The sequence below is a fragment of the Spirulina sp. LEGE 11439 genome, assembly GCF_059821285.1.
This window is the reverse complement of record NZ_JCAMRX010000067.1, coordinates 1-24,337: the sequence shown is the minus strand read 5'-3', so window position 1 is coordinate 24,337 and position 24,337 is coordinate 1. Positions and strand designations below refer to the sequence as shown.

The 24,337-nt window shown below is 43.5% G+C and carries 27 protein-coding genes and 1 pseudogene; 16 read left to right on the top strand and 12 right to left on the bottom strand.

The window, feature by feature from the left end:
• Positions 1–40 precede the first annotated feature (40 nt).
• The 13 genes and pseudogenes from AC6RV6_RS26935 (at position 41) to lptC (ending at position 8,575) form a co-directional block, all read left to right on the top strand.
• Positions 41–330, top strand: a pseudogene (locus AC6RV6_RS26935) (nucleotidyltransferase family protein).
• Positions 331–358: 28 nt separating this feature from the next.
• Positions 359–571: a hypothetical protein gene (locus AC6RV6_RS26930; RefSeq protein WP_500243981.1), complete on the top strand. Its 213-nt coding sequence runs from the start codon at positions 359–361 to the stop codon at positions 569–571.
• Between the two features lie 17 nt (positions 572–588).
• Positions 589–1,014: a type II toxin-antitoxin system VapC family toxin gene (locus tag AC6RV6_RS26925; RefSeq protein ID WP_500243980.1), complete on the top strand. Its 426-nt coding sequence runs from the start codon at positions 589–591 to the stop codon at positions 1,012–1,014.
• 19 nt (positions 1,015–1,033) lie between these two features.
• On the top strand, positions 1,034–1,267 hold the full coding sequence (locus tag AC6RV6_RS26920) for an element excision factor XisH family protein (protein WP_500243989.1): 234 nt from the start codon (positions 1,034–1,036) through the stop codon (positions 1,265–1,267).
• Positions 1,255–1,632, top strand: coding sequence for a XisI protein (locus tag AC6RV6_RS26915; protein ID WP_500243979.1), 378 nt, complete (start codon positions 1,255–1,257; stop codon positions 1,630–1,632). The genes AC6RV6_RS26920 and AC6RV6_RS26915 overlap by 13 nt, the downstream gene beginning before the upstream one ends.
• 45 nt (positions 1,633–1,677) lie before the next feature.
• Complete coding sequence (locus AC6RV6_RS26910) at positions 1,678–1,905, top strand: DUF3285 domain-containing protein (RefSeq protein ID WP_500243978.1); 228 nt, start codon at positions 1,678–1,680, stop codon at positions 1,903–1,905.
• 19 nt (positions 1,906–1,924) lie between these two features.
• Positions 1,925–2,452, top strand: a complete 528-nt coding sequence (gene ybeY / locus AC6RV6_RS26905; protein WP_500243977.1) for an rRNA maturation RNase YbeY — start codon at positions 1,925–1,927, stop codon at positions 2,450–2,452.
• A gap of 136 nt (positions 2,453–2,588) precedes the next feature.
• Entirely contained in the window at positions 2,589–3,077 is a 489-nt protein-coding gene (locus tag AC6RV6_RS26900; protein ID WP_500243976.1) for a diacylglycerol kinase, read from the top strand.
• Positions 3,078–3,098: 21 nt separating this feature from the next.
• The gene (locus AC6RV6_RS26895; protein ID WP_500243975.1) at positions 3,099–3,692 is read left to right on the top strand and encodes an anthranilate synthase component II; all 594 of its coding nucleotides are present in this window, start codon (positions 3,099–3,101) and stop codon (positions 3,690–3,692) included.
• Between the two features lie 87 nt (positions 3,693–3,779).
• Complete coding sequence (locus AC6RV6_RS26890; RefSeq protein WP_500243974.1) at positions 3,780–4,556, top strand: MBL fold metallo-hydrolase; 777 nt, start codon at positions 3,780–3,782, stop codon at positions 4,554–4,556.
• A 478-nt stretch (positions 4,557–5,034) separates the two neighbouring features.
• A complete protein-coding gene (gene metG / locus AC6RV6_RS26885) occupies positions 5,035–6,639 on the top strand; it encodes a methionine--tRNA ligase (RefSeq protein WP_500243973.1) in 1,605 nt (534 codons plus the stop codon).
• A 132-nt stretch (positions 6,640–6,771) separates the two neighbouring features.
• Positions 6,772–7,380, top strand: coding sequence for a LabA-like NYN domain-containing protein (locus AC6RV6_RS26880; RefSeq protein ID WP_500243988.1), 609 nt, complete (start codon positions 6,772–6,774; stop codon positions 7,378–7,380).
• A 19-nt stretch (positions 7,381–7,399) separates the two neighbouring features.
• Complete coding sequence (gene lptC, locus AC6RV6_RS26875) at positions 7,400–8,575, top strand: LPS export ABC transporter periplasmic protein LptC (protein WP_500243972.1); 1,176 nt, start codon at positions 7,400–7,402, stop codon at positions 8,573–8,575.
• Between the two features lie 47 nt (positions 8,576–8,622).
• On the opposite strand, the gene AC6RV6_RS26870 is transcribed toward lptC, so the two are convergent.
• From AC6RV6_RS26870 to AC6RV6_RS26860, 3 genes are all read right to left on the bottom strand, one after another.
• Positions 8,623–9,156 carry a Uma2 family endonuclease gene (locus AC6RV6_RS26870; protein WP_500243971.1) on the bottom strand — a complete coding sequence of 178 codons (534 nt, stop codon included), beginning with the start codon at positions 9,154–9,156 and terminating at the stop codon, positions 8,623–8,625.
• Positions 9,157–9,239: 83 nt separating this feature from the next.
• On the bottom strand, positions 9,240–10,367 hold the full coding sequence (locus AC6RV6_RS26865) for a tetratricopeptide repeat protein (RefSeq protein ID WP_500243970.1): 1,128 nt from the start codon (positions 10,365–10,367) through the stop codon (positions 9,240–9,242).
• Between the two features lie 24 nt (positions 10,368–10,391).
• On the bottom strand, positions 10,392–11,879 hold the full coding sequence (locus AC6RV6_RS26860) for a serine hydrolase (RefSeq protein ID WP_500243969.1): 1,488 nt from the start codon (positions 11,877–11,879) through the stop codon (positions 10,392–10,394).
• Between the two features lie 160 nt (positions 11,880–12,039).
• Between AC6RV6_RS26860 and AC6RV6_RS26855 the strand changes: the two genes are divergently transcribed.
• Positions 12,040–12,690 carry a phosphoribosylanthranilate isomerase gene (locus AC6RV6_RS26855; RefSeq protein ID WP_500243968.1) on the top strand — a complete coding sequence of 217 codons (651 nt, stop codon included), beginning with the start codon at positions 12,040–12,042 and terminating at the stop codon, positions 12,688–12,690.
• A gap of 129 nt (positions 12,691–12,819) precedes the next feature.
• Here the strand turns inward: AC6RV6_RS26855 and folE are convergent, their stop codons facing one another.
• The 5 genes from folE to AC6RV6_RS26830 form a co-directional block, all read right to left on the bottom strand.
• Positions 12,820–13,545 (bottom strand): GTP cyclohydrolase I FolE, encoded by a 726-nt coding sequence (folE, locus tag AC6RV6_RS26850; protein ID WP_500243967.1) that lies wholly within the window; start codon positions 13,543–13,545, stop codon positions 12,820–12,822.
• Between the two features lie 123 nt (positions 13,546–13,668).
• Entirely contained in the window at positions 13,669–14,397 is a 729-nt protein-coding gene (locus AC6RV6_RS26845; protein ID WP_500243966.1) for an SDR family oxidoreductase, read from the bottom strand.
• Positions 14,398–14,612: 215 nt separating this feature from the next.
• Positions 14,613–15,593, bottom strand: a complete 981-nt coding sequence (accA, locus tag AC6RV6_RS26840) for an acetyl-CoA carboxylase carboxyl transferase subunit alpha (RefSeq protein WP_500243965.1) — start codon at positions 15,591–15,593, stop codon at positions 14,613–14,615.
• 31 nt (positions 15,594–15,624) lie between these two features.
• Positions 15,625–16,656, bottom strand: coding sequence for a long-chain acyl-[acyl-carrier-protein] reductase (locus AC6RV6_RS26835; protein ID WP_500243964.1), 1,032 nt, complete (start codon positions 16,654–16,656; stop codon positions 15,625–15,627).
• 146 nt (positions 16,657–16,802) lie between these two features.
• Positions 16,803–17,504 (bottom strand): aldehyde oxygenase (deformylating), encoded by a 702-nt coding sequence (locus AC6RV6_RS26830; RefSeq protein ID WP_500243963.1) that lies wholly within the window; start codon positions 17,502–17,504, stop codon positions 16,803–16,805.
• A gap of 563 nt (positions 17,505–18,067) precedes the next feature.
• Between AC6RV6_RS26830 and AC6RV6_RS26825 the strand changes: the two genes are divergently transcribed.
• The gene (locus AC6RV6_RS26825) at positions 18,068–18,841 is read left to right on the top strand and encodes a PEP-CTERM sorting domain-containing protein (protein WP_500243962.1); all 774 of its coding nucleotides are present in this window, start codon (positions 18,068–18,070) and stop codon (positions 18,839–18,841) included.
• Here AC6RV6_RS26825 and AC6RV6_RS26820 read toward each other — a convergent pair whose 3' ends face one another.
• Positions 18,842–19,018, bottom strand: coding sequence for a hypothetical protein (locus AC6RV6_RS26820; protein ID WP_500243961.1), 177 nt, complete (start codon positions 19,016–19,018; stop codon positions 18,842–18,844). It abuts the gene before it with no gap.
• A 260-nt stretch (positions 19,019–19,278) separates the two neighbouring features.
• Between AC6RV6_RS26820 and AC6RV6_RS26815 the strand changes: the two genes are divergently transcribed.
• Positions 19,279–21,822, top strand: a complete 2,544-nt coding sequence (locus AC6RV6_RS26815) for an XDD3 family exosortase-dependent surface protein (RefSeq protein ID WP_500243960.1) — start codon at positions 19,279–19,281, stop codon at positions 21,820–21,822.
• A gap of 101 nt (positions 21,823–21,923) precedes the next feature.
• Here the strand turns inward: AC6RV6_RS26815 and AC6RV6_RS26810 are convergent, their stop codons facing one another.
• The 3 genes from AC6RV6_RS26810 to AC6RV6_RS26800 form a co-directional block, all read right to left on the bottom strand.
• On the bottom strand, positions 21,924–22,595 hold the full coding sequence (locus AC6RV6_RS26810) for a retron system putative HNH endonuclease (RefSeq protein WP_500243959.1): 672 nt from the start codon (positions 22,593–22,595) through the stop codon (positions 21,924–21,926).
• Positions 22,592–23,950, bottom strand: a complete 1,359-nt coding sequence (locus AC6RV6_RS26805; protein WP_500243958.1) for an AAA family ATPase — start codon at positions 23,948–23,950, stop codon at positions 22,592–22,594. The genes AC6RV6_RS26810 and AC6RV6_RS26805 overlap by 4 nt, the downstream gene beginning before the upstream one ends.
• Positions 23,951–24,015: 65 nt before the next feature.
• Positions 24,016–24,165 (bottom strand): hypothetical protein, encoded by a 150-nt coding sequence (locus AC6RV6_RS26800; protein ID WP_500243957.1) that lies wholly within the window; start codon positions 24,163–24,165, stop codon positions 24,016–24,018.
• Between the last annotated feature and the right edge of the window lie 172 nt (positions 24,166–24,337).

Sequence of the window (24,337 nt, the reverse complement as noted above, 5' to 3'; positions counted from 1 at the left end):
GAAAACCGCTAAAATAAGTTAATGAGAGGAGATAGCGATCGTGAAACGAGAAGACATTCTCAAACAATTACAAGAAAAACACGAGGCGATCGCCAATTACGGCGTTAAATTTTTAGCACTTTTCGGTTCTGTCGCCCGATACGAAGCCACAGAAAACAGCGATATCGATATTTTAGTTGAATTTGAAGGTCAAATTCCCTTCGATCGCTACATGGATGTAAAATTCTACCTTGAAGATAGATTGGGAAAAAAGTCGATTTAGTGAGTCGAAAAATACTCAAACCTCTAATTCGAGAAAAAATAGAACAGGAAGCGATCGCGCTACCATAAAAATACTCGTACCAATTGCATAAAACCCATGATTGAAAAAGCGATCGCAGAACCCCCTCAAAACCTCGAAGCAAGAGTAACTTTGTTAGAAACAGAACTCACACAAATCAAGCAAATTCTTTCAGAATCCCAACAAAAACAAGAACCGTGGTGGTTAAATATTGTCGGGAGTTTTGAAAGCGATCCCACCTTTGATGAAGCCATGCGCTTCGGACAAGAATGGCGTAAGTCTGTTGAATAGATTTCTTGAATTTGACCATGTATATTCTCGATACCGACCATCTGAGTCTTATTCAGCGCAATGGACGAGAGGGAAAGCGAATTCTTGCAAAATTGGCTGTTCTTAAATCAGTAGAAGTTGCTGTAACAGTCATTACTTATGAAGAACAAATTAGAGGTCGTCTCAATACAATTTCTCAAGCTAAAACACTAGAAAAACAAGTGATGTCTTATCAAAGACTGCAACAACTCATTCTCGATTATCATTCGATCCCAATTATCCCATTTTCTCGTGCTGCTGCTCTAGAATACCAACGCTTGCGAAAAGTGTATCGCCGTTTGGGGAGTATGGATTTAAAAATTGCCGCGATCGCTTTGACAAATGATGCTATCTTACTGACTTGTAACCAGTCAGATTTTGGCAAAATTGTTGAATTAAAAAGCGAAAATTGGTCACTCGAATAAACTCTTGAATATGTGCTAACTGCTTCATCCTCAACTATCTCTGATATTTTCTCAAAGCGAGCGATACACGATTTATAGCGATATTTTAGAACAAGTTGAGCCAGACAGAGAGATTTATCTTGCTCTTCCTTTAAATGCTTTTACAGAACTTTTTGAAGGAGATAGATTTGGTCAGTTTTTATTAGATAAAAATCGCCTTAAACTTCTTGTTTTCAACCCAAAAATGGAGGAAGTTATCAAATGGCTACCCTAGAAGATCATCGCCAAATTGTTCGCCAATTTTTGCAAGACTATGCTGAGATTCCTGCATCGGATGAGAATATACAAAGTGAAACACTTTTCGATCTGGAAAACGATCGCTATTTGCTTTTATCAATAGGTTGGTCACAAGAATTGCGGGTTCATCATTGCGTGATACACATCGATATTATTGAGGGTCAAGTGTGGATTCAAGCTAATAATACCGATCGCCTAATTGCCGAGGAATTAGTTGAAGCAGGAATTCCCACCGATGCGATCGTGTTGGGATTGCAGCCTCCTGAAGTTAGAGCTTATACTGCTTATGGTATCTCTTGTTCTCAAACGCAACAAGCATATCGATTGGCAACAAACCGATGATTTTGCCACGACATTAAAAACCAAATTCACGATCGCCCAACGCTTATGACTTCTTCTCCTTCCTCTGACGACTCGATCGCAGAAACTTCCCGCTCTGATGTACAAAACAATGCGAAGACAACAGAAACACCAACCCCTGAAGAACAGCCCAGTTACGTCAAATTAGCCATGCGAAATATGGTTCGCAAGCGAGGAAAATCTCTCTTTCATTTTTTCCTCTCCACCCTTGGCGTTTTAGCTTTCCTAATCGGCATTTCCTACCTCACTCGGTGACTTCAATGAGCAATTATCAATGACCCATCAGGATAACCTTAAACCTCAAATATTCCTTACTGTTCAAGATTGTTTCTTTCCTTCTACTTCCTTTTTGGAATCACCCATTTCAGGGGCAACTTGGCAAAAGTGGTTTCAAATTTGGGGGGAGGCGATGGCGAGGGAAATGCCTGCGAGGGAAGCGTGGGAAGTGAGTTTGCGCTTGAGTGGCGATCGCGACATCCAAGACCTCAATACCCGCTATCGTCAGAAAGATTCTCCTACAGACGTTCTTGCTTTTGCCGCTTTGGAGGTGGATTTTCCTGATACGCCAGAAATCGAAGGCGAACCACTCTATTTAGGCGATATTGTTATTTCTGTGGAAACTGCTTCCCGTCAGGCGATCGCGCAAGGTCACTCCCTGAAAATCGAACTGGCTTGGCTGGCAACTCACGGCTTTTTACACTTATTGGGTTGGGATCATCCCGATGAAGAACAACTCCAGAGAATGCTCGATCGCCAGAGAATTTTGCTGAAAATAGCAGGATTGTTCAAGGGCGATCGGTAAATTTGCCCGATCGATGTTACAAAGGGGGTGATAGAGGAAAACTCCGACTCCTGCAAAAAAAATTAACAAGTCTTATCATTCTTGTCTATAATCCTGTTCGATCGCCTCTTCTTATTGTTTCAATCGGATCGATCTTATGACCTACCAGCAACAACTCACTCCTAACGCCGAAAGACCCCCCGCTTCGGCTTCCCTGTTTTCCCTGCTCACAACAACCGAAGCCCGTCAACCCAATCGAGATTTAGCGTGGCAAGTTGCCGCCAACTTATTTCTCAGTTTTAAATATGCTTGGGCGGGGGTACGTTATGCTTTTGTCACCCAGCGCAATTTTCGCATTCACGTCGCGATCGCCACGACTGCTATTAGCTTGGGCTTATTTCTCAGCATTTCTACAATGGAAATGGCCGTCATTGGCTTGACTTGCGCCCTCGTCATGGTGTTAGAACTTTTAAATACCGCCATCGAGTCCGTGGTCGATCTAACCGTGCAGAAGACCTATCACGAACTGGCCAAAATTGCCAAAGACTGTGCCGCCGGAGCCGTATTAATTTCTGCGATCGCGGCGGTATTTGTCGCGGGACTCATCTTGCTACCCCCCTTATTTGCACGATTCCTATTCATTTAAACGCGATCGGGAGTATTTCTATTGATCCTTGTCATCGATAATTACGATAGTTTTACCTATAACTTAGTTCAGTACCTCGGAGAATTGGGCAGCGAATTCCCCATTGCGAAAGAGATTCGCGTCCATCGCAATGATTGCATCACCCTGAAAACCATTCGCGATCTCGCTCCCGATGGTGTCGTTATTTCCCCCGGACCCGGTCGTCCGGAAAGTGCCGGAATTTCCATCAGTTTAATTCGCGAATTGGGAAGCACCCTTCCGATTTTGGGAGTTTGTTTAGGGCATCAAAGTATTGCCAGTGCCTTTGGCGGCAAGATTATTGCCGCATCAGTACTTATGCACGGGAAAGTCTCGTCAATTCACCACAATAATATCGGTATTTTTGAGAAGCTCGCGAATCCCTTCACCGCCACCCGCTACCACAGTTTGGTCGTCGATCGCGACACCCTACCGGAAGCCTTAGAAGTAACTGCGCGATCGGAAGACGACACGATCATGGGACTCCGGCATCGCGACTATCCCCATATCCAAGGGGTTCAATTCCATCCCGAGAGCATTTTAACGACTCCCGGTAAACAACTGTTACGAAATTTCCTACAATCTATTGAACAGTGAACAGTAAAGATAACTGTTGCTTGTTACCTAACTGGTGACTGGTGACTGGTGACTGGTGACTGATATAAACGCAAGCAAGAAATTTTTATGAAACGGCGACAGTTAATCCGCTACGCGGGAATTAGTGTTTTAAGTGGGTTAGGGATCGCGGGAAGCTCCCAATGGCTTCCCGCCCGAGGTCAATCGGGGGGCGTGAGTGTTAAGTATTTAGGACATACTTGCTTTCTCTTTTCCGGTGGTGGCAGGCGCATCTTAATCAATCCTTTTCGGGATCTCGATATAGGCTGTACCGTCGGCTATCGCTCCCCTAGTGTTGCCGCCGATACGGTTTTGCTCAGTTCGCGACTCTTTGATGAAGGCGCACCTCAAGCGGTACCGGGAAATCCCGATATTTTGTTCGAGCCGGGTTCCTATCAGGTGAGAGGGCAGCAATTTCAAGGAATTGCGATCGCGCACGATCGCAAAGGAGGGCGACAATTTGGGACAAACGTTGCTTGGAGTTGGACTCAAGGCGGGGTTCGCATCGTCCATCTCGGCGGTGCGGCGGCTCCAATTGAAGTCGAACATAAAATCCTCATGGGTCGTCCGGATGTCGCGTTTATTCCCGTAGGAGGCGGCGTGAAAGCCTACAATCCTCAAGAAGCCCTGCAAGCCGTACAAACCCTCAACCCGAAAATTGTCGTTCCCACCCACTACCGTACCGAAGCTGCAGATCCCGCAACTTGCGATATCGTTGCCCTTGATGAATTTTTAGGCTTAGCGGCTGGATTTCCCGTCAGCCGCACTGGAGATACTCTGTCTCTCTCTCGCGGCAATATTCCTCAAGACGGACCGACCATTCGCATCATGGGCTATCGATTTTAGATGAATTGGTAAGGTTGCGATCGCGAAGCAAAAATTGAGAACTTCAAGTTGGGGATCCTTAATATCAGGATCCCCGACCTTGTATTTTCAGGTTTTAAGAATTGAAAAGAATGATTGCATTTTGTTTGGAAAAGAGAAAGCAATGAATTCATTGTTTAAGTTTAATGCTGTTAGCACAGATCGGCTTAACATGACGGATTAAGAGAAAAAACAATTGAGAATGACCGGTAGCGAGCCATTTATACATTTGTCAAAAAAGGAGATTTGCTCGAAAGCAACACAAGAATGAGAAGAGATTGATTATTGTAGAATTAAGAGATTTTATTTCCCATCGGATAACATTCGCTTTAGACAAAAAAGCGACTACAATAAAAAAATCGTCGATAGCGGAACAAGAATCGATCAAAAAAAGAAGTAGGATGAATGTCTCTAATCTTTACTTCACTTCTTTGCCCGTCATTCCCCGTTACCTCTAACTATGAATCAGACCAAGCCCGTAAAATTTGCGATTACAACTCCTCTGTATTACGTCAACGCCGCACCTCATATCGGAAGCGCTTATACGACGATAGTGGCGGATGTTATCGCTCGTTTTCATCGCCTGCAAGGACATTCCGTCCTCATGATTACGGGAACGGACGAACACGGACAAAAGATTCAGCGTGCAGCAGAAGAACGAGGAATTGACCCTCAACAACACTGCGACGCGATCGCCGCAAGTTTTGATGCACTTTGGCACAAACTCAACATTCACTACGATCGCTTTAGTCGCACTACCGCGCCCAAACACCACGCGATCGTTAAAGAATTCTTCCGCCGAGTTTGGGATAACGGGGATATCTACCTCGCTAAACAACAAGGCTGGTATTGCGTCTCCTGTGAAGAATTCAAGGAAGAAAGAGAACTTCTCGAAGGAAATTTCTGCGCCATTCATACCAATAAAAAGGTTGAATGGCGCGACGAAGATAATTATTTCTTTCGTCTCTCGCAATACCAAGAACGATTAGAAAAATTGTATGCCGAACGACCGGATTTCATTCAACCGGAAAGCCGTCGTAACGAGGTGCTGAGTTTTGTCAAGGGAGGTTTACAAGATTTTTCCATTTCTCGCGTCAATATTGAATGGGGATTTCCCATTCCTCACGACCCCAATCATACGATTTACGTGTGGTTTGATGCGCTTTTAGGCTATGTCACAGCACTTCTCGACCCCGAAGACGAACCGACCTTAGACAATGCCTTCAAAACCTATTGGCCAATCGATATTCACTTGATCGGAAAAGATATTTTGCGCTTTCATGCCGTATATTGGCCAGCCATGTTAATGTCAGCCGGACTTCCTTTACCGGGTCAAGTATTCGGCCATGGTTTTCTCACCAAAAACGGTAGAAAAATGGGCAAAACTGTCGGAAATACCATCGATCCGATCGCCTTGATCGATCGCTATGGAGCCGATGCCGTGCGCTACTATTTCCTCAAAGAAATTGAATTCGGACAAGATGGGGATTTTAATGAAACTCGCTTTGTGAATGTTCTCAATGCCGATCTCGCCAACGATCTCGGTAATTTACTCAATCGCAGTTTGGGAATGTTAAAAAAATATTGCCAAAGTCAAGTCCCCGAGGTGAGACATTCTGACCTTCCCGAAAGTCATCCTTTAAAATCGATGGGGATAAATTTAAGCGATCGGGTCATTGAAGCCTATGAAACCTTAAATTTTAGCCGAGTTTGTGAAGAAATCTTTAACTTAATTCGGGCTTGTAATAAGTATATCGACGAGCAAGCCCCTTGGAGTCTATACAAACAACAGCAACAAAAGGAGGTCGAACGGGTTTTGTATGCTGTTCTAGAATCAGTTAGGCTTTGTGCCTATCTTCTTTCGCCAATTATTCCCAATTTATGCGGTGACATCTACCAACAACTCGGTTTTGAATTTGACTTTAATAATCGAAGGCTTATTAATCAATTGGAATTATTCTCTCAACACAGTAGTTGGGGGTTCTTGGCAGGGGGTCAAACCCTTAATCAATCTCGCCCAATTTTTAATAAATTGGAACTACCCGCTTGCGAATCCAACCCATAAATTGACCCCATAAATTGATTGCCGCCTAAAATCTCAACCAATCATTAGATATTTTTTAATATTTTGGTGGCGATCGCAACAAACCAACAAAACCATAACACAACCTTATTTAAGAAACGAGGAATGCAAATCATGTTAGATGAAAGTTTTGGCGAAGACCCGATCTTCACGCCAGAACAAGTCCTAGAAAATCGAGGACGAGTGGCGATATTTATTGACGGATCGAATTTATTCTATGCCGCCTTACAATTGGGGCTGGAAATCGATTACACCAAACTGCTCTACCGTTTGACGGCAGGATCGAGATTGTTGCGAGCGTTCTTTTACACGGGAGTCGATCGCACCAACGAAAAACAGCAGGGTTTTCTTTTGTGGATGCGACGCAATGGCTATCGCGTCATTGCCAAAGATTTGGTTCAACTTCCCGATGGCTCGAAAAAAGCTAATTTGGATGTCGAAATTGCCGTGGATATGATGGCCTTGGTTCATGCTTACGATACGGCGGTACTGGTGAGCGGCGATGGTGATTTGGCTTATGCCGTCGATGCCGTCAGCTACCGAGGGGCGCGAGTGGAGGTCATCAGCCTGCGTTCCATGACCAGCGATAGTTTAATTAATGTCGCCGATCGCTATATCGACCTCGATCAAATTAAAGAGGACATTCAGAAAAACCCCCGACCGGATACCAGCAGCTATCACCATCGTGCCTTCCCCGGCATTAAAATTTTAAATGATGATTAATTGCAAGGGATAAGGGGTAATGGGTAATCAGTCCGAGAAAGTCACGTTGAATTTCAACAAAGGCAAAACAGTGCGTTGGCAATATTTTTCTAGCGCATTGCTGCTCTTGTTGAGTTTGAGTGGCTGTCGGTCTTTGCCAAGCCGAGAATCGACGGAACCGCAACCGAGTCCCATTACAGAAAAGCGATCGGTTCTTGATGATGCCACGATTGAAAATACCGATGAAACGGGAGAATTACTGTGGCGCGTCAATGGCAAGGATGTTATTTATAGCGAAGACGGTAAAAGCGCCCGTTTTGAAACTGTAACGGGAAATGTCTTGCAACAGGATGAATTAATCGTACAACTGCGCGGCGATCGCGGTGAAATGATTAATGGTGGGGAAAAAATGATTTTACGCGATAATGTTATCGTGCGGGATCTTCGCAACGGGGCGATCGTGCGCTGCGATGAAATAGAATGGCTCACCAAAGAACATTTAATTATTGCCCGCAAGAATTTTACGGGATCTCACGAAGAGTTGGAAGTGAGTGCAGAAGAGGGACATTATTTTAGTTTGGAACAACGATTGGAATTAAAGGGAAATGTGATTGCAAATGGGACGAAAACTCCCATGCAGTTGAAAACAGAAGCAGCAGTTTGGCAACTTCCTGAAAAGAAATTGATTGCGGAGACGAAAATACAAGCCGATCGCTACGATGACAACGAAAAGATTACCGATCGCATTTTTGCGGATAAAGCAGAAATGAATTTAGAAACGCAGGTGGTGTTATTAAAAGAAAATGCCCGCTCTAATTCCGTCGAACCTCCCGTCCAAATTGCCTCAAATTCGATTATTTGGAATATGCCGGGGCGGACGATTTTGGCAAACCAACCCGTTCGCATCGTTCACAATAGCGAAAGTACGGTGATTACTGCCAATGAAGGATTAATTAATTTACAGGAAAATGTGGCTCGCTTAAAAGGAGGCGTGCGGGGCATTAATTCCCGCAGACAGGCCGATCTTTACGCCAATGAAGCCGTCTGGGCGATGGATCAACGTCGAATTGACGCGCAAGGAAATGTGATCTACAAGCAATTAGATCCGCCCTTAGAAATGACAGGAACTCGTGCGGTAGGAGAAATCGATCTCGATCGCGTTACCGTGACCCGAGGGAATAATAAGCGAGTTGTGACTCAATTCGTTCCCAATTAAGTTCCCAATTAAATATTGTGAGAAATCTGAAACTGGATTTCAAGCATCTATTCTAACCAATTAAACATTTGTTCTGAAGAGAGAGAAAGGTTTAAATTCTCTAAGACAGGTAGGCGATCGCTGTCTCGATACAATGCAAAACGATCTTGAGATTGCAATACCATAACAATTTGTGCGCTGGGATCGATTAACCAACCCAGTTGACTTCCCGATTGCAAACAATATTGAATTTTGGCAATGAGTTGGGTGGTGCTTTGGTTGGGAGATAAGATTTCAATTAGCCAAGGAGGAGCTTCTGCAAAAGGAACATTGCCCGTTGGCCTTTGGCTTTGATGAATAATGGCAATATCAGGAACGACAGATTGAGTATCGAGAATACAGCGCAGTTCGGGAAATGCTTCATAGGGCAATTCTGAAACGTCAATCAGAGCAACCAAACGTTTTTGCAAGATGCTGTCGTAAATCGTGGGCATGGGTTTTTGAATTGCCTGTCTTTCAATCAATTCCCAAGCAGGAGAATCATCAATTTCGGGTAATTTGAGAAAATTTTGGAGGTTGAGTTTTGGAGTTGCAACAACCATATTGCTTGAAGAAGAAATTTATAAGCGATCGCTTTATATCTTAGCAAAGTTTTAAATTTGAAACTGCGATCGCGTACTCTTTCCTACTGAGAAATTTCGATCGCTTGAATATAAGCTAAACTTTGATGGTAGCTGACGGTATCGCCTCGGTGTGAAAAGAGTTCTGCCGCTTTTTCTAAATCTACGATCGCGCGTTCTTTTTCCTCCATTTGAGCGTAAACAATACCGCGATCGCGATAGGCCTCGGCAAGGGTAGAATCAAGATTTAAAGCTGTATTAAAATCTGCCAATGCCGATGTTAAATTCTCATTTTCAAGGCGAATTCGTCCGCGATTGTAATAACCCAAAGCAAAACCCGAGTCGAGATCTAAAGTCCGTTCAAAATCCTTTAATGCCCCTTGCCAATCTTCTAGATTTATTGCTGCTTCTCCGCGCTGATTATAGGCTGTGACAAAGCGAGAATCCTCCTCAATTGCCGCATCAAAATGAGCGATCGCACCGCGATAATCTTCTAATCCCATCCGTGCCAAACCCAAATAATAATAAACTTGGCTTGGGTTGTGGCTCTCCGATAAGATCAAATTTAGGTCTGAGATAGCGCTTAAATAATCTCCTTGTTGTATTTTTTCAACACTGCGATCGAATAAGTCTTGCGAATTAAATTGAGAAATTTTTTCTAAATCGCGAATAATTGCTAAAGCCTGTTGATACGCCTCATTATCTTCTTGTTGGCGAGATAACTCTGCACCGCGTTTAAAATTTGCGATCGCCTCTTGAACTTCCCCAAATTGCCGATACAGATAGCCGCGATTAAAATAAGCGATTGCTAAATTTTCATCCAGTGCGATCGCGCGATTATAATCTTGTAAGGCTTCATCATACTGCCGGCTCCAAAATAACGCCGTTCCTCGATAGTTATAGGCTTTAGCATTATCGGGTTCAATGCGAATCACCTCGCTAAAATCCGCGATCGCTTTCGGATAATCTTCGACATGAATCCATAATAAACCGCGATTATGATACGCCTGTGCATTATTGGGATCGGCAAGAATTGCTCGATCTAAAGACTCCATCACTGTTGGATCGTAATGAGCAATTTCGAGAGCAGAAACAGGAAAATTGAGAGAGTTTTGTGGTTCTGGCAAACCCTCCGAAAAGGTTAGAGACCCCGATAAACTCGCGGCCAATAGTGCAAGAATTGAAAAATTCATACTCTTTAAATTGATAACTGTTCACTATTCATTGATAACTGCCACGGCTTCGCTATCTTCCCGAGGTAAGATCGTGGTATTAGGATTGGGCGTGGGTTGGTTAAAATACTGATAAGCCGCCCGAGAAATTTTCTGAATTACGGCTCTCGCTCCGAGATCGTTATAGTCTCGTTTGACCATAACAACAGCAACATAGCGCTTTCCTGTTGGCGTATCAATTAAACCAGCATCTGCGATTAAGGAACCAATATTCCCCGTTTTATGAGCAATTTTAGCATCCGGTTCTAACCCTTGGGGGAGCAATTGGCGATTTTCTACTTTTCTCATAATTCCGAGTAAGCGATCGCGCGATTGTAAAGACACTAATTTCCCTTCATTTACCATGATTAAAATATTAGCTAAATCGACGGGGCTGGTTAAATTTGTTCCTTCCAGATCGGGAAGAAGAGCATTCATTGTGGTCGAAGTCAATCCCCATTCGTAAAAGCGTTGATTGACTGTTTCAATACCTCCCAAGCGTTTAATTATCATATTAGTTGCGGTATTGTCGCTGGTCACAATCATTTTTTCTACAGTTTCTCGGGCAGAAAACTTGCTGCCCGGAGGTTGATATTGCATTCGTCCGGCTTCCCCTACAATTGACTCTTCATCCATAATTAATGTTTCATTGAGACGTGCTTTTCGAGCATCGACATCTTGAAAAAAAGCAATAAGAAGGGGCGCTTTGATCGTGCTGGCGGCAGAAAACTGCTGAGTTCCTTGCCAATTGACATAATCTTTCGTGTCTAAATCTAGTAAAAATACCCCCAGATCGTAACGAGGATTCTGACGGGCGATCGCTTCGATTTTAGCGTTCAGAGAGACAATTTCCTCTCCCAATTTCACAGACATTGCCGCAGCTAAGGGATCGAAAACCTCTTCTTTCTTTGGAGAGATCGTGACTTGTGTTGGATCCAGTTGACGGGATGGATCGATTGTGGCCACAAGGGTTCCTGCGATCGCACTCAGACCAATCCCAAAAATGAGACAGCGAACCCCATATAACAGAAGAATATAAGAAAAAGAAGGAGCAGCAGGAATCGAGGCAGTCGGGGATTTTGTGGCAACGGGAAGAGAAGAAACGTTATTAATGCGGGCTTCCCATCTCGCTTGTGCCGATAAATGTTCTGAGGTTGGTGGAGATAGCGATCGCTTTGAGGGTTGTCTTCTCGGAAATCCGAGGCGATCGCTATCCGGTGGGGAATTTGCCCTGCTGGGTTGAAGAGAAGAACTATTGCGATCGCCGATACCGTTATCGCGACTGCTTCTCAAACGAGAACGATTCGAACGCGACGAGCGCAACCGTTGCGGAAATTCAGGTAGGTTGCCGGGTATAGAGCGGGATGAAGCAGGAGGAAACGCGCTCTCTCGATTCTTTTGACTTTGAGGGTTGCGCTGTGATGAATTAAGCTGGGACAAAGCGCGATCTCGGGGGCGCTTTCTTTTTTTACGAAATGAGTCGTCAGATGGCATCTTATCAATGATCGATTATCAACGATCAATTATCAATAGGTCAGTTGGATAGGGCAAATTCAGTTCACGCTATTCCTTGACCTCAATTATCGATTATTAACAGGTCGATTGGATAGGGCAAATTTAATTCACTATCCTTCAACCTCAATTATCAAATAAAATGCGAATTAAAATCTGTGGAATTACAAAAGCAGAACAGGGGTGTGCGATCGCAGAATTGGGAGCGACGGCACTTGGATTGATCTGTGCCAAAAAATCACCTCGCTATCTTCCTCCCGATCGCATTGGAGAAATTATCCGGCAACTCCCAGAAAATGTTGATAAAATTGGTGTTTTTGTGAATACCGATCTCAAAAAAATCGCCGCGATCGCAAACAGTACGGGACTCACGGGAGTTCAACTCCACGGCGACGAGTCACCAGAATTTTGTCAGCAACTTCGCCAGCAACTCCCAAGAGTGGAACTTATTAAAGCCTTACGCATCAAAACGCCGCTAGACCTCGAAGGGATGGAAAATTACGAGGGAGCGATCGACTCCTTTCTCCTTGATGCCTACCATCCCCATCAACGGGGAGGAACGGGAAAAACCCTCGATTGGCAAGCCTTACAAGGTTTCCAAGCCGCCAAGCCTTGGTTTTTAGCGGGGGGATTGACTCCCGATAATATTTTGACCGCTCTCGCCCGAGTTAGCCCCAAGGGGATTGACTTATCGAGCGGTGTCGAGCGATCGCCTGGGGATAAAGATTTGGTCAAAGTAGAAAATTTATTTGTCAAATTAAAGGCATGGAAAATAACAAGCAACGAGCAATGAGGCCATTTCTTACCCTAAAAACGAGGTTTCACGCCTCCTCTTTCAAGGGGATAAAAAGAAAATTTTGCTGATGTCAAGCCTCTGTCTTGAGCCAGAGGTATTGCTCATTGTTCATTGCTCATTACCTCATTAAAAATTCGGCTGATGGCGAATCAAACTCAAAAACTCTTCACGAGTTTTTTGCTCGTCTTGAAATACGCCGACCATTGCACTCGTGACCGTCCAAGATCCCGGTTTCTGCACGCCGCGCATGACCATACACATATGAGAGGCTTCCATAACTACGGCAACGCCGCGAGGCTCTAAAATTTCTTGAATGGCTTCAGCCACTTGACGAGTTAATCGTTCTTGGACTTGCAGGCGACGAGCGTACATTTCGACGATACGCGCTAATTTGCTCAGTCCAACCACTTTTTGATTGGGAATGTAGGCAACGTGAGCGCGTCCCATAAAGGGCAACATATGGTGTTCGCAAAGACTGAAGAAATCAATATCTCGCACTAGCACCATTTCATTATGTCCCTCGTCAAAGATTGCACCATTGACGAGTTTTTCCAAGGATTGGCTGTATCCTTGCGTGAGAAATTGCATCGCTTCTGCAACCCGTTTGGGGGTTTTCAGGAGTCCTTCTCGTTCTGGGTTTTCTCCTACCCCTTCCAAGATTTTTCGCACGGCATCCATCATCTCCGCTTTGGCTTCTTCCGAGGCAGGATGAATTTCGGCTTGCTGGCCGTTGTGAGTAATGCGATCGGGACGGGTTGATAACTCTCGAGAGGAACTCTGACTCGAAAGATTTTTGCCATTGAGAGCAAGGGAGTTAGGACGATTAGCCCCGTTAGAAGTAGCAATGGTCATAATAAAGTGAGTGAAAAATCCGAATCTGGAAATAACTGTAATGAGAAAGTTAAAGAGAAAAGGTTCGCAATAATATCGGGATGAGTTGCTAATTTTTCATCCTGCTTCTTTTCTCTTTTTTGCTTACAAAGCGCCCCCACTGGGCATTAATGTAATATCTTCAACAACTGCTTGTTCTGGAAGCAAAGCAACATGAAGAATAGATTGAGCGACAATCTCTGGGGTTAGCATGGCGGTGCGATTGAAATCGGCGCTCACGGTGTCGGTATCCCAAATGGGAGTATTGACCGCACCAGGTGAAAACGCAACAACGCGAATTCCGTGGGAGCGTTCTTCTGCGGCTAGGGTTTTCGAGAGGGCGATCGCGCCGGCTTTGCTGACACTGTAAGCACCCCAATTGGGAAAGGGGGTTTTACCAGCAATGGAAGTGATATTGATAATCGTCCCTTTGCTGCGATCGCGCATTGAAGGCAAAATGCCTAAAATACATTGGAAAACGCTTGTGAGATTGAGATCGATGACTTGCTGCCAATCCACGAGAGGGGTTTCGCTTAATGTCCCCGTATAGCCCATCCCTGCATTGTTCACCAAAATATCAATGGGAGCAAAGTCGGCAGCGATCGCCTCAATTTCTGCTTTCACGCTCTTGACGTTGGCCAAATCTACAATATAGGCTTTGGCTTCAACACCAAAGGTCTGCGCTTCTGCCACGACAGCTTGCAGCTTTTCTTGAGAGCGACTAATTAAAGCCACATCAATTCCGGCTTTGGCAAAAGCAAGAGCGGTCGCTTTTCCGATTCCACTACTCGCGCCCGTGATTACCGCGCGATTTTGATTTGGGTTGGAGTTCATCAAACCTTTAAAATCTCGGAATAAAGTATTGGTAATTTGACAGAATAATTCGACAGTAAGAAGGTTTTAGAGAAATGGCTGGCTAATTTCTCTAAACCAAAAAGATATTGTAAACAAATGTTACTTTTCTTAGTATAGCAGTTTGAGATCGGTCTTGTCTGACCCGTCCTTGTTTTTCGATCGCCAATTTTCGACTCCCTCCTCTGTATTTCTCCTTACTCATTCCCTAAATGAAATTTACCGATTTGCCGAAACTTTTGATAGCGCAAATCCTTACGCTGTTGAGAGGTAAGGGTCAGGAGACTTTCTAAATGCTGATGTAGGGATTCTTTGAGAATGGCGGCTGCCCCGAGAGGGTCGGCATGAGCGCCGCTTGATGGTTCAGGAAGAATAATATCGAGAATACCCAATTCTTTCAGATCTCGAGCGGTAATTTTTAATGCGGCGGCGGCTTGAGGGGCTTTTTTGGCATCTTTCCAAAGAATGGCGGCGCAAGCTTCGGGGGTAGCAACGGTATAGACGGCGTGTTCGAACATGAGTAGGCGATCGCCGACCCCGATCCCCAAAGCACCGCCAGAGCCGCCTTCGCCGATGACCGTACAGAGAATCGGAACATCAAAGCCAAACATCTCTCGCAGGTTATAGGCGATCGCTTCTCCTTGTCCCAATTTTTCAGCTTCGACCCCCGCCCAAGCTCCAGGAGTATCGATAAACGTAATAATCGGCATTCGGAAACGGTTGGCGTGTTCCATCAGGCGGATGGCTTTGCGGTAGCCTCCGGGGGAAGCCATGCCGAAATTGCGGGCGACATTATCTTTCGTATCTCGGCCTTTTTGGTGTCCCATCATCACCACGGGCATTCCTTTCAAGCGTCCTACGCCTCCCACGAGAGCGGGATCGTCATAACCGCCGCGATCGCCATGAAGTTCAAACCAATCGTCGCTAATGGCTTGAATGTAATCCAAAGTGGAAGGACGGCGGGGATGGCGAGCGAGTTGGAGTCTTTGGGAGGGGTTGAGGGTTGTGAAAATTTCCTGCCGTAGTTGTTCGGCTTTGGCTTCCAAGTCGCAAATTTCGTTGGAGACATCCACATTGTTCTCTCGAGCGAGTTCGCGAATTTGGTCGATTTTTGACTCTAATTCGTTCAGGGGTTTTTCAAAATCTAGTAAAAAGGGTCGATTCTTAGTTACAGGCATTCTTCAGTTATCAGTTATCAGTTATCAGTTATCAATTACCAAGAGAGAGTTGATAGGGTTTGAAGCCGTGTTTAACGGAGGCATTACCGATTTTTTCCATTTTTTCGACGGTAATTTGATTGCGTCCCCATGAGAAATTGGTGTGCAGTTGCTCGAATTCTAGGATCATGGCTTCAGCAAAACAGGCGAATAATTGGCGATCGGGAACATCCATTTCCACAATTTCCATGATGGTCCAGTCAATATCGAGGGCATGTTCGACAATACCGCCCTTGAGGATGTGAACGCCTGGTTGCTGAATTTTTGTATCTAAATTTTTGGGATAACCTCCATCAATTAACAAACACGGCTTTTTCAAAGAAATTTCGCCAATATCAACACCTCGAGGCATACTGGCCACCCAAACCACAATATCGGCGAGGGGTAATGCTTCCTCGATGCTAAAAATTTTGCCCCGTCCTAATTCATGTTGTAAGTTTTGCAGGCGTTCTTGGTTGCGAGCAATTAATAACAAATCCTGTATATCTGTCTTTTTATCCAACCAGCGACAAACGGCACTACCAATATCTCCAGTAGCCCCACAGACGGCAACGGTGGCTTGGGAGAGGTCAATACCAATTGTTCGGGCGGCTGCTTCGACTTGCCGACAGATAATATAAGCAGTGTGGGTATTTCCCGTCGTGAAGCGTGAAAAGTCGAGTTCTACACCCCGCACTTGCTTATTTTTTTTGAGATTAAAATTCTCGAAAACAATGGAAGAAAATCCACCGAGAGCGGTAATCTCAATCTTATTTTTTTGGGCGCAAGCCATCGCATTGAGAATTTTGCGAATGGCAGTTTTACCTCGGTGTTGGGAGAGCATTTCTGGGAGAAAGCACGATTCAACGTATTTTCCTTGAATCGTTTGTCCCGTGATGCTTTTGACACTAATATCATCGACGATTTGCGGGGGCGCAGAACACCAAAAATCCAAACCTTGATTGCCATATTCGGGATAACCGAGTCTGTGGGCAACGGTTTGAGCGTGTTCTAGGCTAGTAAGATGACCGATAAGACCAAACATTGATTGCTCGCTATGAAACCTCGTGGCAGGCGTGAATCTTGAAGTTTAAAAAAAAGTAAAGACTCTTTAAAGATAGTATCAAAATTTTGTCGCTAAAGCGGGGCGATCGCATTGGATCGCCCCTTTTCAGTTGCAAAATGGTTCGATTAAGCTCCACTTAAGCCGTAAGCGGACATTTTCATGAGTTCGCGAGGAGAGAAACCGATATTGGATAAGGCTTCACCATAGCTGATCATAAAGTCTTCTACGAGTTCCTCTTTTTCCATGCCGAGGTTGCGAGCATCTTCGGTCACTTGGTTAAGCATTTTCCAAACAATAGGCAGGTTTTGTTTGTTGGCTTCCTCAAGTTCGGTTTTGGCGGCGGCAAAATTTGCTTGCAGCCATTTTTCCCCAAAGTTCAGGTGAGTATATTCGTCTTTAACAACTCCTTCGGTAATCTTTTTGGCGAAGGGATCGGCAACGGGAATGTATTTGTGATAGGCAGCGATCGCGAAGGCTTCGATAATGAGAGATTGAATCAGGAAGCAGGTGACGAGTTTGCCTTCCTTATAAGCGTTTTGGAAATTGCCGTGTAGTTGAGAAAAATAGTCTCTAGCAAAGTCCATATCGGCCGTCACGCTGAGGTTTTTGCCGCAAGCGGTAAAGCCTTTTTCATGGCGTTTTTCCATTTTGGCGAGTTTGACTAACTCGTCTTTATAGTCGGGTAACAGTTCGCCCATAGAAAGGTAATTGTCGTGGGCTTCGCGTTCCCCTTCAATCACAATGGCATTAATTCGGCTATATGCGTCTTTGTAGGTTTCACTTGTAAAATCAAATTCCTGTTCCGGACGAACTGCAAGTTCCTGCATTGGTAACGGATCTCCTATTGTTTTTCTAAAATACTCCCAATCCTAACGTTGCCGTTGCGATCGGGTCTGTCTGTCTCGGGAGACATTTTTTTGTCTCTTTCGGGATATGTAAGCTAAGCAGGTTTGCTCATTGGGCTTCCTTCATCCCTGTACGAGATATCCCTCTTTAACTATATCTATTTATAGTCTCGAGTTGCTCTCCAGCGAAATTCTTCTCGCTGGAAAAGCATAAACTTATCGGATGCACCTGCGATCGCCATAATTGCTTATCAATGCGAGAGGATGGGATTTTGAGGAGGGGCGATCGCGATCGCACTCCGGTCAATCTTCAATAAATTGGTAGAAAAATAAATATTAACGAGAGTAATTAAAACCATTTTTAATAAATTTTAGAGATAGAAAAAAGCAGGTAAATATTATTTTTTCAGAGTTTTAATGATTTCTATTTTCTTTCACAAAAACATAATAAAAACATTAAAATACAGTTGCATTTTAACTGCATCAAAGCTATCCTCAGTAATTATGAATTTCGACAAAAAATCAATTACTTTTGGAGAAGAATAATGAGATTAATTCACTTTGTAAAAAAAGCATCGTTACTGTTAGTCGGAATGACTTTAACCACCATTGGTATCCTGTCTTCCACTGCTAATAAAACGATGGCAGCAACGATTACTTTTGAAGCGGATATGGGGGTTTCGGGTTATGTCCCTCAAGATGATTTAGTAATTAGCGATCAATTCGAGGCTAATTTTGGCGTAACTTTTGGTTTAGATACTAATGGGGATGGTCTCGCCGATGCGGGAGCATTTCCTACGCTAGAACAAATTGGAACTTATCCGGGAGATACGGTAGCATTTGGTTCTAGTCTTTATGGAACAACCGATAGTGCAGCTCCCGGATTTGAAGCTCAGCTTGGAGAGTTTTTCCTGAAAATGTCTCCTCAATTCGGACAATCCTTGATTATCAATTATTCCAATCCCGTTGCTGCTGCGAGTGGAGAAATTTGGGATATTGATGGCGGAGGTGGTAGATTCGAACAGTGGAGGATAGAAGCATTCGATCAAAATCTCGCTATTATCGAAACTTTAGATAGTCCAATTGGGAACAATCTGAATCTAGATGCAAAACCGTGGGAATGGTCGTTCGATCGCAGTGGCGTAGCTGATATTTTCGCCATTCGTGTTACCCCAATCGGAACTACTCCTGGTGGCTTTGCTTTTAATAATTTTTCACCTGCTGGAACCGATGTTCCCGAACCTGCAAGCATAATGAGTTTGCTGCTGGTTGGCGGTGCGATCGCTGGCTTGAAAAGAAAGCAAAAGAATAATGCTTAATTAAATATATTTCGGAAGCAAAGAAGCGATCGCAAAATAAGCCCATCTCAAAGCTATTTTTCGCGATCGCTTGGCTATTTCAGTATTTGACAGCCCATCTTTGGGAAAATGGCTTGAGTTGGCGCGATCGCAAAACGTCACTCTTTCCTGTCTCAACAAGCCTGAAACAAACAACACGGGATAGCTGATACCAGCTATCCCGACTTTTTATTAGAACATTTTTACTAAATTCTCGTCGCTTGTAGTTTTCTAGTACTGCTTAACTCAAAACCGTAAAATTTTCTCTACCTAAAAGTATATTAGATTACAAGAGCTTCAAAAAAGTGACAACTAATTTAAAGGTTCTGTAAAATATTCTTTTTAGGTCTAGCCATTTTTTTGTTTTTGACTGAAGATAAAAAGTAACAGCAACACTCACATTTATCGAGCAAGAAAAAATGTCTAAGCGATTTTCTCCCTTTCAATTGAGTGCATTAACCCTTGGAGCGCTTGCTATTAGTGCATCTCCTGCACAAGCCGGTAAACTGGGCAGTGGTTTCTTCACAGTTTTTCTTGAATGCAATAATGATGGCTTAAGTCAGCTTCTTAGTCCTCACTCTTCTTTAAATAGCTGGCAATATACGGAAGATGCAGTAGGAGAAAATACAGATGGATTCCTCTATGATATCCGAGGAATTGCGACGGTACAAACCGAAAATGAGGTCTACGTAGCCATCAGTGGAAATACCCCCCTAACAGGTACGGGTTACGATCGCAACATCGATCCAGTTAACTATGGCGATCTCTTCTTCTCGGCAGGCAATGGCACCTTTGAGGAGAATATGGCAGCAGGAAACCTATACGGAATTAATTTTTCCGGGAGCAGCGAATCCGGCGCAACCGAACGAGGAGTCTATAAGAACGTTGCAGCTAAAGGAGTTGGGATGAATAACTTCGGTCATCGCACCTATGGTAATTATGCGAATACGGTCGATTCCAGTGCTGAGAATTTCTTCGGCGACCTTGGTGTTACTAACAGCTATCTTAATAACGAGAATACAGGTTATAACGTCATTGCTGGTGGGACGAGGGTGGAAAACGACGGTTTTGAGATGCTCTCCTTGGCTCAATTGGCTGAAGCAGGTTTCGATGAAAGTGCTTTCACGGGAACAGAAACTTTTGGCTTTAAGGTTAATATCGATGCCTTAATTGAACCTCCTCCTGCTCCTTTACCGAAAACGGTTGCAGGATTGAAAGGGGTTGCGGGGGACATTGGCTTTGACTGGGATGGTCAATCTTGGGAAGCAGGGATCGCGGTGTTGGATGAAAATGTTAAAACATTGCAAGGAAAAGCCGATACGCATCAAGCTGAAGCTGATGCACAGCAAACTGAAGCCGACGCGCAACAAACTGAAGCCGATCGCCAGCAGCAATTAAAGAATGAAGCTGATGCGGAAAGTCTTCGCATTCGGAAAGAAGAAATTAATCCTCGCAACAGCGAAAATAACAATACTGTGAAAAATAATCCCGGTGGGGCTGGTAATCATGCAGCCAAACAACTGCGCTGGCAACGGGATAAAATTGAAGATCGCATCGAAGAAGCAGAAACAGCGATCGCCAACAACCCCGATAAAATTTCTACCAAAGAGCAAGAAATTCAGAATAAGCAAGGCGAAATTGCGGCTTTACCGACTGATGATGAGTTGACCTCCGATATCCTCAACAAACAGCAACAAGATTTGCAAAAAGTTTCCGGGGTCGTGCAAGGATTACAAGAGAAAAAAGCAGCTTGGGAACAGTTCAAAACTGAGAATAACTGGGATAATTTGACCTCCGAAGAGCAAAAAGCCTTGGAAACCGCCAATCCTACGCGGGTTTGGATCGAGACTCGCGCAGATGGCAGTTTGGGTAAAGATGCACAAGATTTAGCCTTCCAGAGCGATCGCGTCAAGGAAATCGAGCAAAATATTCAAGCTGAAAAAACGACTCTCATTACTGCACGAGACAAGCAAAGTAAGCAGTTGACAAAGCAAATTACTAGCTTACAAAACAATATTACCGACCTGCAAAACCAATTCGAGACCGCTAACAATGAACTGCCCGGCATTCGTACTGAGTTGGAACAGTTCAACCAAAACAAGCAACCTTTGTTAGAAAAGCTCAATACGATGTTGGGTGATGCTAAAACTCGGTTAACCGAACTGGAAGCCAAAGAAAATCCGACCTTGCAAGAGCAAAACGATCGCGATTTCTATCAACGGGAAGTGAAGGCTCTCGAAGGGCAAATTCAAACTGTAGAAACCAATGAACTCGATACGGTTTACAACAATGTCTATAAGGACTTCGAGAAACTGCGTCCCAATACTCGTACTGATGACAACCCGTTATTAGACGAAAATGGCAACCCGAAAACCTATGAAACTGATGTTACGGTAACTCAGTATAATCAACGAGGTCGGAAAATCGGTACCGAGGTGATTCCAGCAGGAACAGTCGTAACAGTGGGAAGCGAATTTCGTCGCGTCGAAGCGGAAATCGACGTACAGAAGGGTCTCAGGGCTGAAGAAAACACGAAAGCAACCGTTGCGAAAAATGCGAAGAGTGCGGCTGAAACTGCTAAGCAAGAGGCGCTGAATGCCAAAAATGTTGCTCTCAACAATAAGAAAGGGGCATTGACAGCACAAGCTTCTGAAATTGAGAAGAAGAATGCTTTGCTGCTCGAGATTGAAGGTCAAATTGCTGTTGCACGAGATGAAGCGATCGCGGCTGAAAAAGCGGCCAACATGACAGAAAGTTTAGCCGTTGCAGAGGCTGCGAATGCGAACGAGCAAGCATTAGAGGACAAATTCGGCGTTCGCGAAACATCTGAGGGGGGTATTCCTACCACGGAAGCGGAAGCGATCGCGCAGGTTCAAGATGTTCCCGAACCCGCTAGCCTTCTCGGTTTTGTGACTCTTGGTTTAGGGTTTGTCGGTCGCAAGTTCCGCAAAGTCCGCAAATAAGATTCGCGGCTCTCGATAAGCATTCATAGGGTTAATCGTTTTATTTTAAGCTGTACTTGTGGGGTTGCAAGTACGGCTTTTTCTTGGTTTAAATCGTTGTTCTAAACTGAAAAGTATTGTTTGAGAAAATAGACGATCGCAGTACAAAACGGCTCATACTCGCCATTTTCGTTCAAGTTTGTATAAGCATGGGAAAACTTTACAATCTCCTCTTCTGGAAGTCCGTCAATTGCTAGGATTAAGCCATCGATCGCACTCTTCCGCAAGGTTCGCAATTTAGCGATGTTCAGTCCTAATTGTTTGATAGTGGTTTGGGCTGCGGGTTTGCGATCGCGATCGTTGGTAGGTAAAATTTCACCAGAACCCAAATAGTTAAAGAACTGTTCGCAATTCGGATCGAGAGGAGAGACCATTAAATCTCTCTCGTACCAATCTTTTTCTGTCTCGCTGTAATCTTTTTGATGACCGCAATGTATGGGTTTTGGAGGAGGATCTGTACTTTCTCCTTGGCAAGAAGCAAGGAAATTATCATAATTCAAGATGCGATCGGGATACAAGTGGCGAGGTTTTAAATGTTCGATATGGCTGGTTTTTCGAGTGATTCTCATACCGCAATAGCAACAGATAAACCCTTGTTCTTGTAATAACGATTTATGAACGATTGGTTTTTCGGGTTTTTGAAAATTGTCCCAGCTTGGTTGCCAATTTTCATTTTCCAGAGCTTTCCAATCTCGAAATGTTTCGGGTTCTTCGCTTTTTTTGATATGTTTCAATGTCCTAAAATCTCTTTACGTTTCATTAGTACACCAGCCTTCACTAATTCTGGTTCATCGATACCAATTTTGTCAACAATTTCTTGACGGAGTTGTTTTGCTTTGTCGATTTGGTTGCGATCGATGAGGTGAAATAATTCATCTAGATCGCTTTTTATATCTCGGTGACGATCTATACCACCCATTACATTTTCTAAAATATAATTGCTATCTCGACCAAAGGTTCTTTCCGGATGCTGAGCAATAATACCATCAGGTGTAGATTCTAAACTATACACATTTTCTGGTTTGACATAACTCAAAACTTGAGGGGAATGAGTGGTGACGATAAATTGACAATTGGGAAATGTTCGGGTTAATGCGGGAATAATTTCTCGTTGCCATTGGGGGTGTAAATGCAGTTCGATTTCATCGATTAAAACGATTCCTTCCCCTTGTAAGGGATCTTCCCTTCCGGGGTTTGCGATCGCCAATCTTCTCGCTAAATCCCCCACCATTGCTAACAAGCATTTTTCTCCATCAGAAAGTTGGTCGATTGTCAATTCTTCTTCATTTTTATTAACAGTCATGCGAAGAGGCGATCGACGCACTCGTAAATTAGTAAACCCCGGTATGAGAGATTTGATCGCATTTCTAACTGCTTCTAATGCTTTAGCTCGATATTTTGAATCATCTCGCCTTTCTTCATTTTCTATATCTTCTACTTCTCGAAACCATTCAAAGAAAGTATCAAAATCTATTTTTGCTGTATTCTTTGATTTTTCATAAGCATCTAATGGATCTATTTCTGTAGGATTAATAGGTAAATCCAAAGAAATATCTAAAACCAAACGATTAACCGGATAATGGATAAAAAGAGGAATGTTTTTCTTTTGAGATCGTAGTATATTGATACTTTCTGCTATTTTAATTACATCTGAATATACCTTTTTGATATTAGAGTGTTTTTCATTAATATCAATTTTTTCTCGATCTTCACCAAGAGCGTCTATTTTTGTTGACAATAACCATCGATATTGCCTTTTCTCAAAAGATATTTTTATATTCAAATTTGATTCTGATTGTTTATTTTTTATATTTGAATTATCTCGTAGCTTTCTAATTTCCTGTCTACGTACTGCTGAAAAATCCCGATTTTTTTCTATCGTTCTAATAAATGTTTGGGTTATATCTGAATCAAATTTCCAGTCAATAAAAAACAGATATCTATCGAAGAGGAAAGAAAAACAAGCTAAAATACTTGATTTTCCTGAACCATTATTTCCAATTAATACCGTGGGTTCATTAGGAGAGAATTTCAGATTTAATTTTTCAATCCCGCGAAAGTTTTCTATTTTTAATGATTCAATTTTCATGATTTCTCTCAATGATAAAATTGATTGGAAGGTTCGTTACGCTGTCGCTAATGACACCCTACGAGTTAAGAAGCTAATTCAACAATAACTCGCTCTAATCCTGCTACGACTCGCGCTAAATATTCGTAATTGACCTTATCGGGCGTGTCTTGCTCCGTATTCTTGGGATGATTCGTAAAACCCAACAATATCAACACTTTCAGCCACAGACCCATTTTTATACTCCAACTTTACTTACGATTTACTTGAATTTCCCTTCATTCTGTACTGATTTACCGTTGAATTCCTTGCCAAGTTCTTACTTGTTCCTTACTTAGCTTGCCCTATCTATAGGCGATCGCCTATAGTTCTGATGTACCCAAAAAAATATCCCTAGGTGTCAACTAG

Coding starts and splice junctions, on each gene's coding strand:
- AC6RV6_RS26925 (WP_500243980.1), top strand. CDS start 589: ATGTATATTCTCGATACCGACCATCTGAGTCTTATTCAGCGCAATGGA.
- AC6RV6_RS26845 (WP_500243966.1), bottom strand. CDS start 14,397: ATGAACTCCAACCCAAATCAAAATCGCGCGGTAATCACGGGCGCGAGT.
- AC6RV6_RS26800 (WP_500243957.1), bottom strand. CDS start 24,165: ATGGGTCTGTGGCTGAAAGTGTTGATATTGTTGGGTTTTACGAATCAT.
- accA (WP_500243965.1), bottom strand. CDS start 15,593: ATGCCTGTAACTAAGAATCGACCCTTTTTACTAGATTTTGAAAAACCC.
- AC6RV6_RS26865 (WP_500243970.1), bottom strand. CDS start 10,367: ATGAATTTTTCAATTCTTGCACTATTGGCCGCGAGTTTATCGGGGTCT.
- ybeY (WP_500243977.1), top strand. CDS start 1,925: ATGACCCATCAGGATAACCTTAAACCTCAAATATTCCTTACTGTTCAA.
- AC6RV6_RS26880 (WP_500243988.1), top strand. CDS start 6,772: ATGTTAGATGAAAGTTTTGGCGAAGACCCGATCTTCACGCCAGAACAA.
- AC6RV6_RS26890 (WP_500243974.1), top strand. CDS start 3,780: ATGAAACGGCGACAGTTAATCCGCTACGCGGGAATTAGTGTTTTAAGT.
- AC6RV6_RS26815 (WP_500243960.1), top strand. CDS start 19,279: ATGTCTAAGCGATTTTCTCCCTTTCAATTGAGTGCATTAACCCTTGGA.
- AC6RV6_RS26870 (WP_500243971.1), bottom strand. CDS start 9,156: ATGGTTGTTGCAACTCCAAAACTCAACCTCCAAAATTTTCTCAAATTA.
- AC6RV6_RS26900 (WP_500243976.1), top strand. CDS start 2,589: ATGACCTACCAGCAACAACTCACTCCTAACGCCGAAAGACCCCCCGCT.
- metG (WP_500243973.1), top strand. CDS start 5,035: ATGAATCAGACCAAGCCCGTAAAATTTGCGATTACAACTCCTCTGTAT.
- AC6RV6_RS26915 (WP_500243979.1), top strand. CDS start 1,255: ATGGCTACCCTAGAAGATCATCGCCAAATTGTTCGCCAATTTTTGCAA.
- AC6RV6_RS26835 (WP_500243964.1), bottom strand. CDS start 16,656: ATGTTTGGTCTTATCGGTCATCTTACTAGCCTAGAACACGCTCAAACC.
- AC6RV6_RS26830 (WP_500243963.1), bottom strand. CDS start 17,504: ATGCAGGAACTTGCAGTTCGTCCGGAACAGGAATTTGATTTTACAAGT.
- lptC (WP_500243972.1), top strand. CDS start 7,400: ATGGGTAATCAGTCCGAGAAAGTCACGTTGAATTTCAACAAAGGCAAA.
- AC6RV6_RS26805 (WP_500243958.1), bottom strand. CDS start 23,950: ATGAAAATTGAATCATTAAAAATAGAAAACTTTCGCGGGATTGAAAAA.
- AC6RV6_RS26855 (WP_500243968.1), top strand. CDS start 12,040: ATGCGAATTAAAATCTGTGGAATTACAAAAGCAGAACAGGGGTGTGCG.
- folE (WP_500243967.1), bottom strand. CDS start 13,545: ATGACCATTGCTACTTCTAACGGGGCTAATCGTCCTAACTCCCTTGCT.
- AC6RV6_RS26910 (WP_500243978.1), top strand. CDS start 1,678: ATGACTTCTTCTCCTTCCTCTGACGACTCGATCGCAGAAACTTCCCGC.
- AC6RV6_RS26860 (WP_500243969.1), bottom strand. CDS start 11,879: ATGCCATCTGACGACTCATTTCGTAAAAAAAGAAAGCGCCCCCGAGAT.
- AC6RV6_RS26930 (WP_500243981.1), top strand. CDS start 359: ATGATTGAAAAAGCGATCGCAGAACCCCCTCAAAACCTCGAAGCAAGA.
- AC6RV6_RS26825 (WP_500243962.1), top strand. CDS start 18,068: ATGAGATTAATTCACTTTGTAAAAAAAGCATCGTTACTGTTAGTCGGA.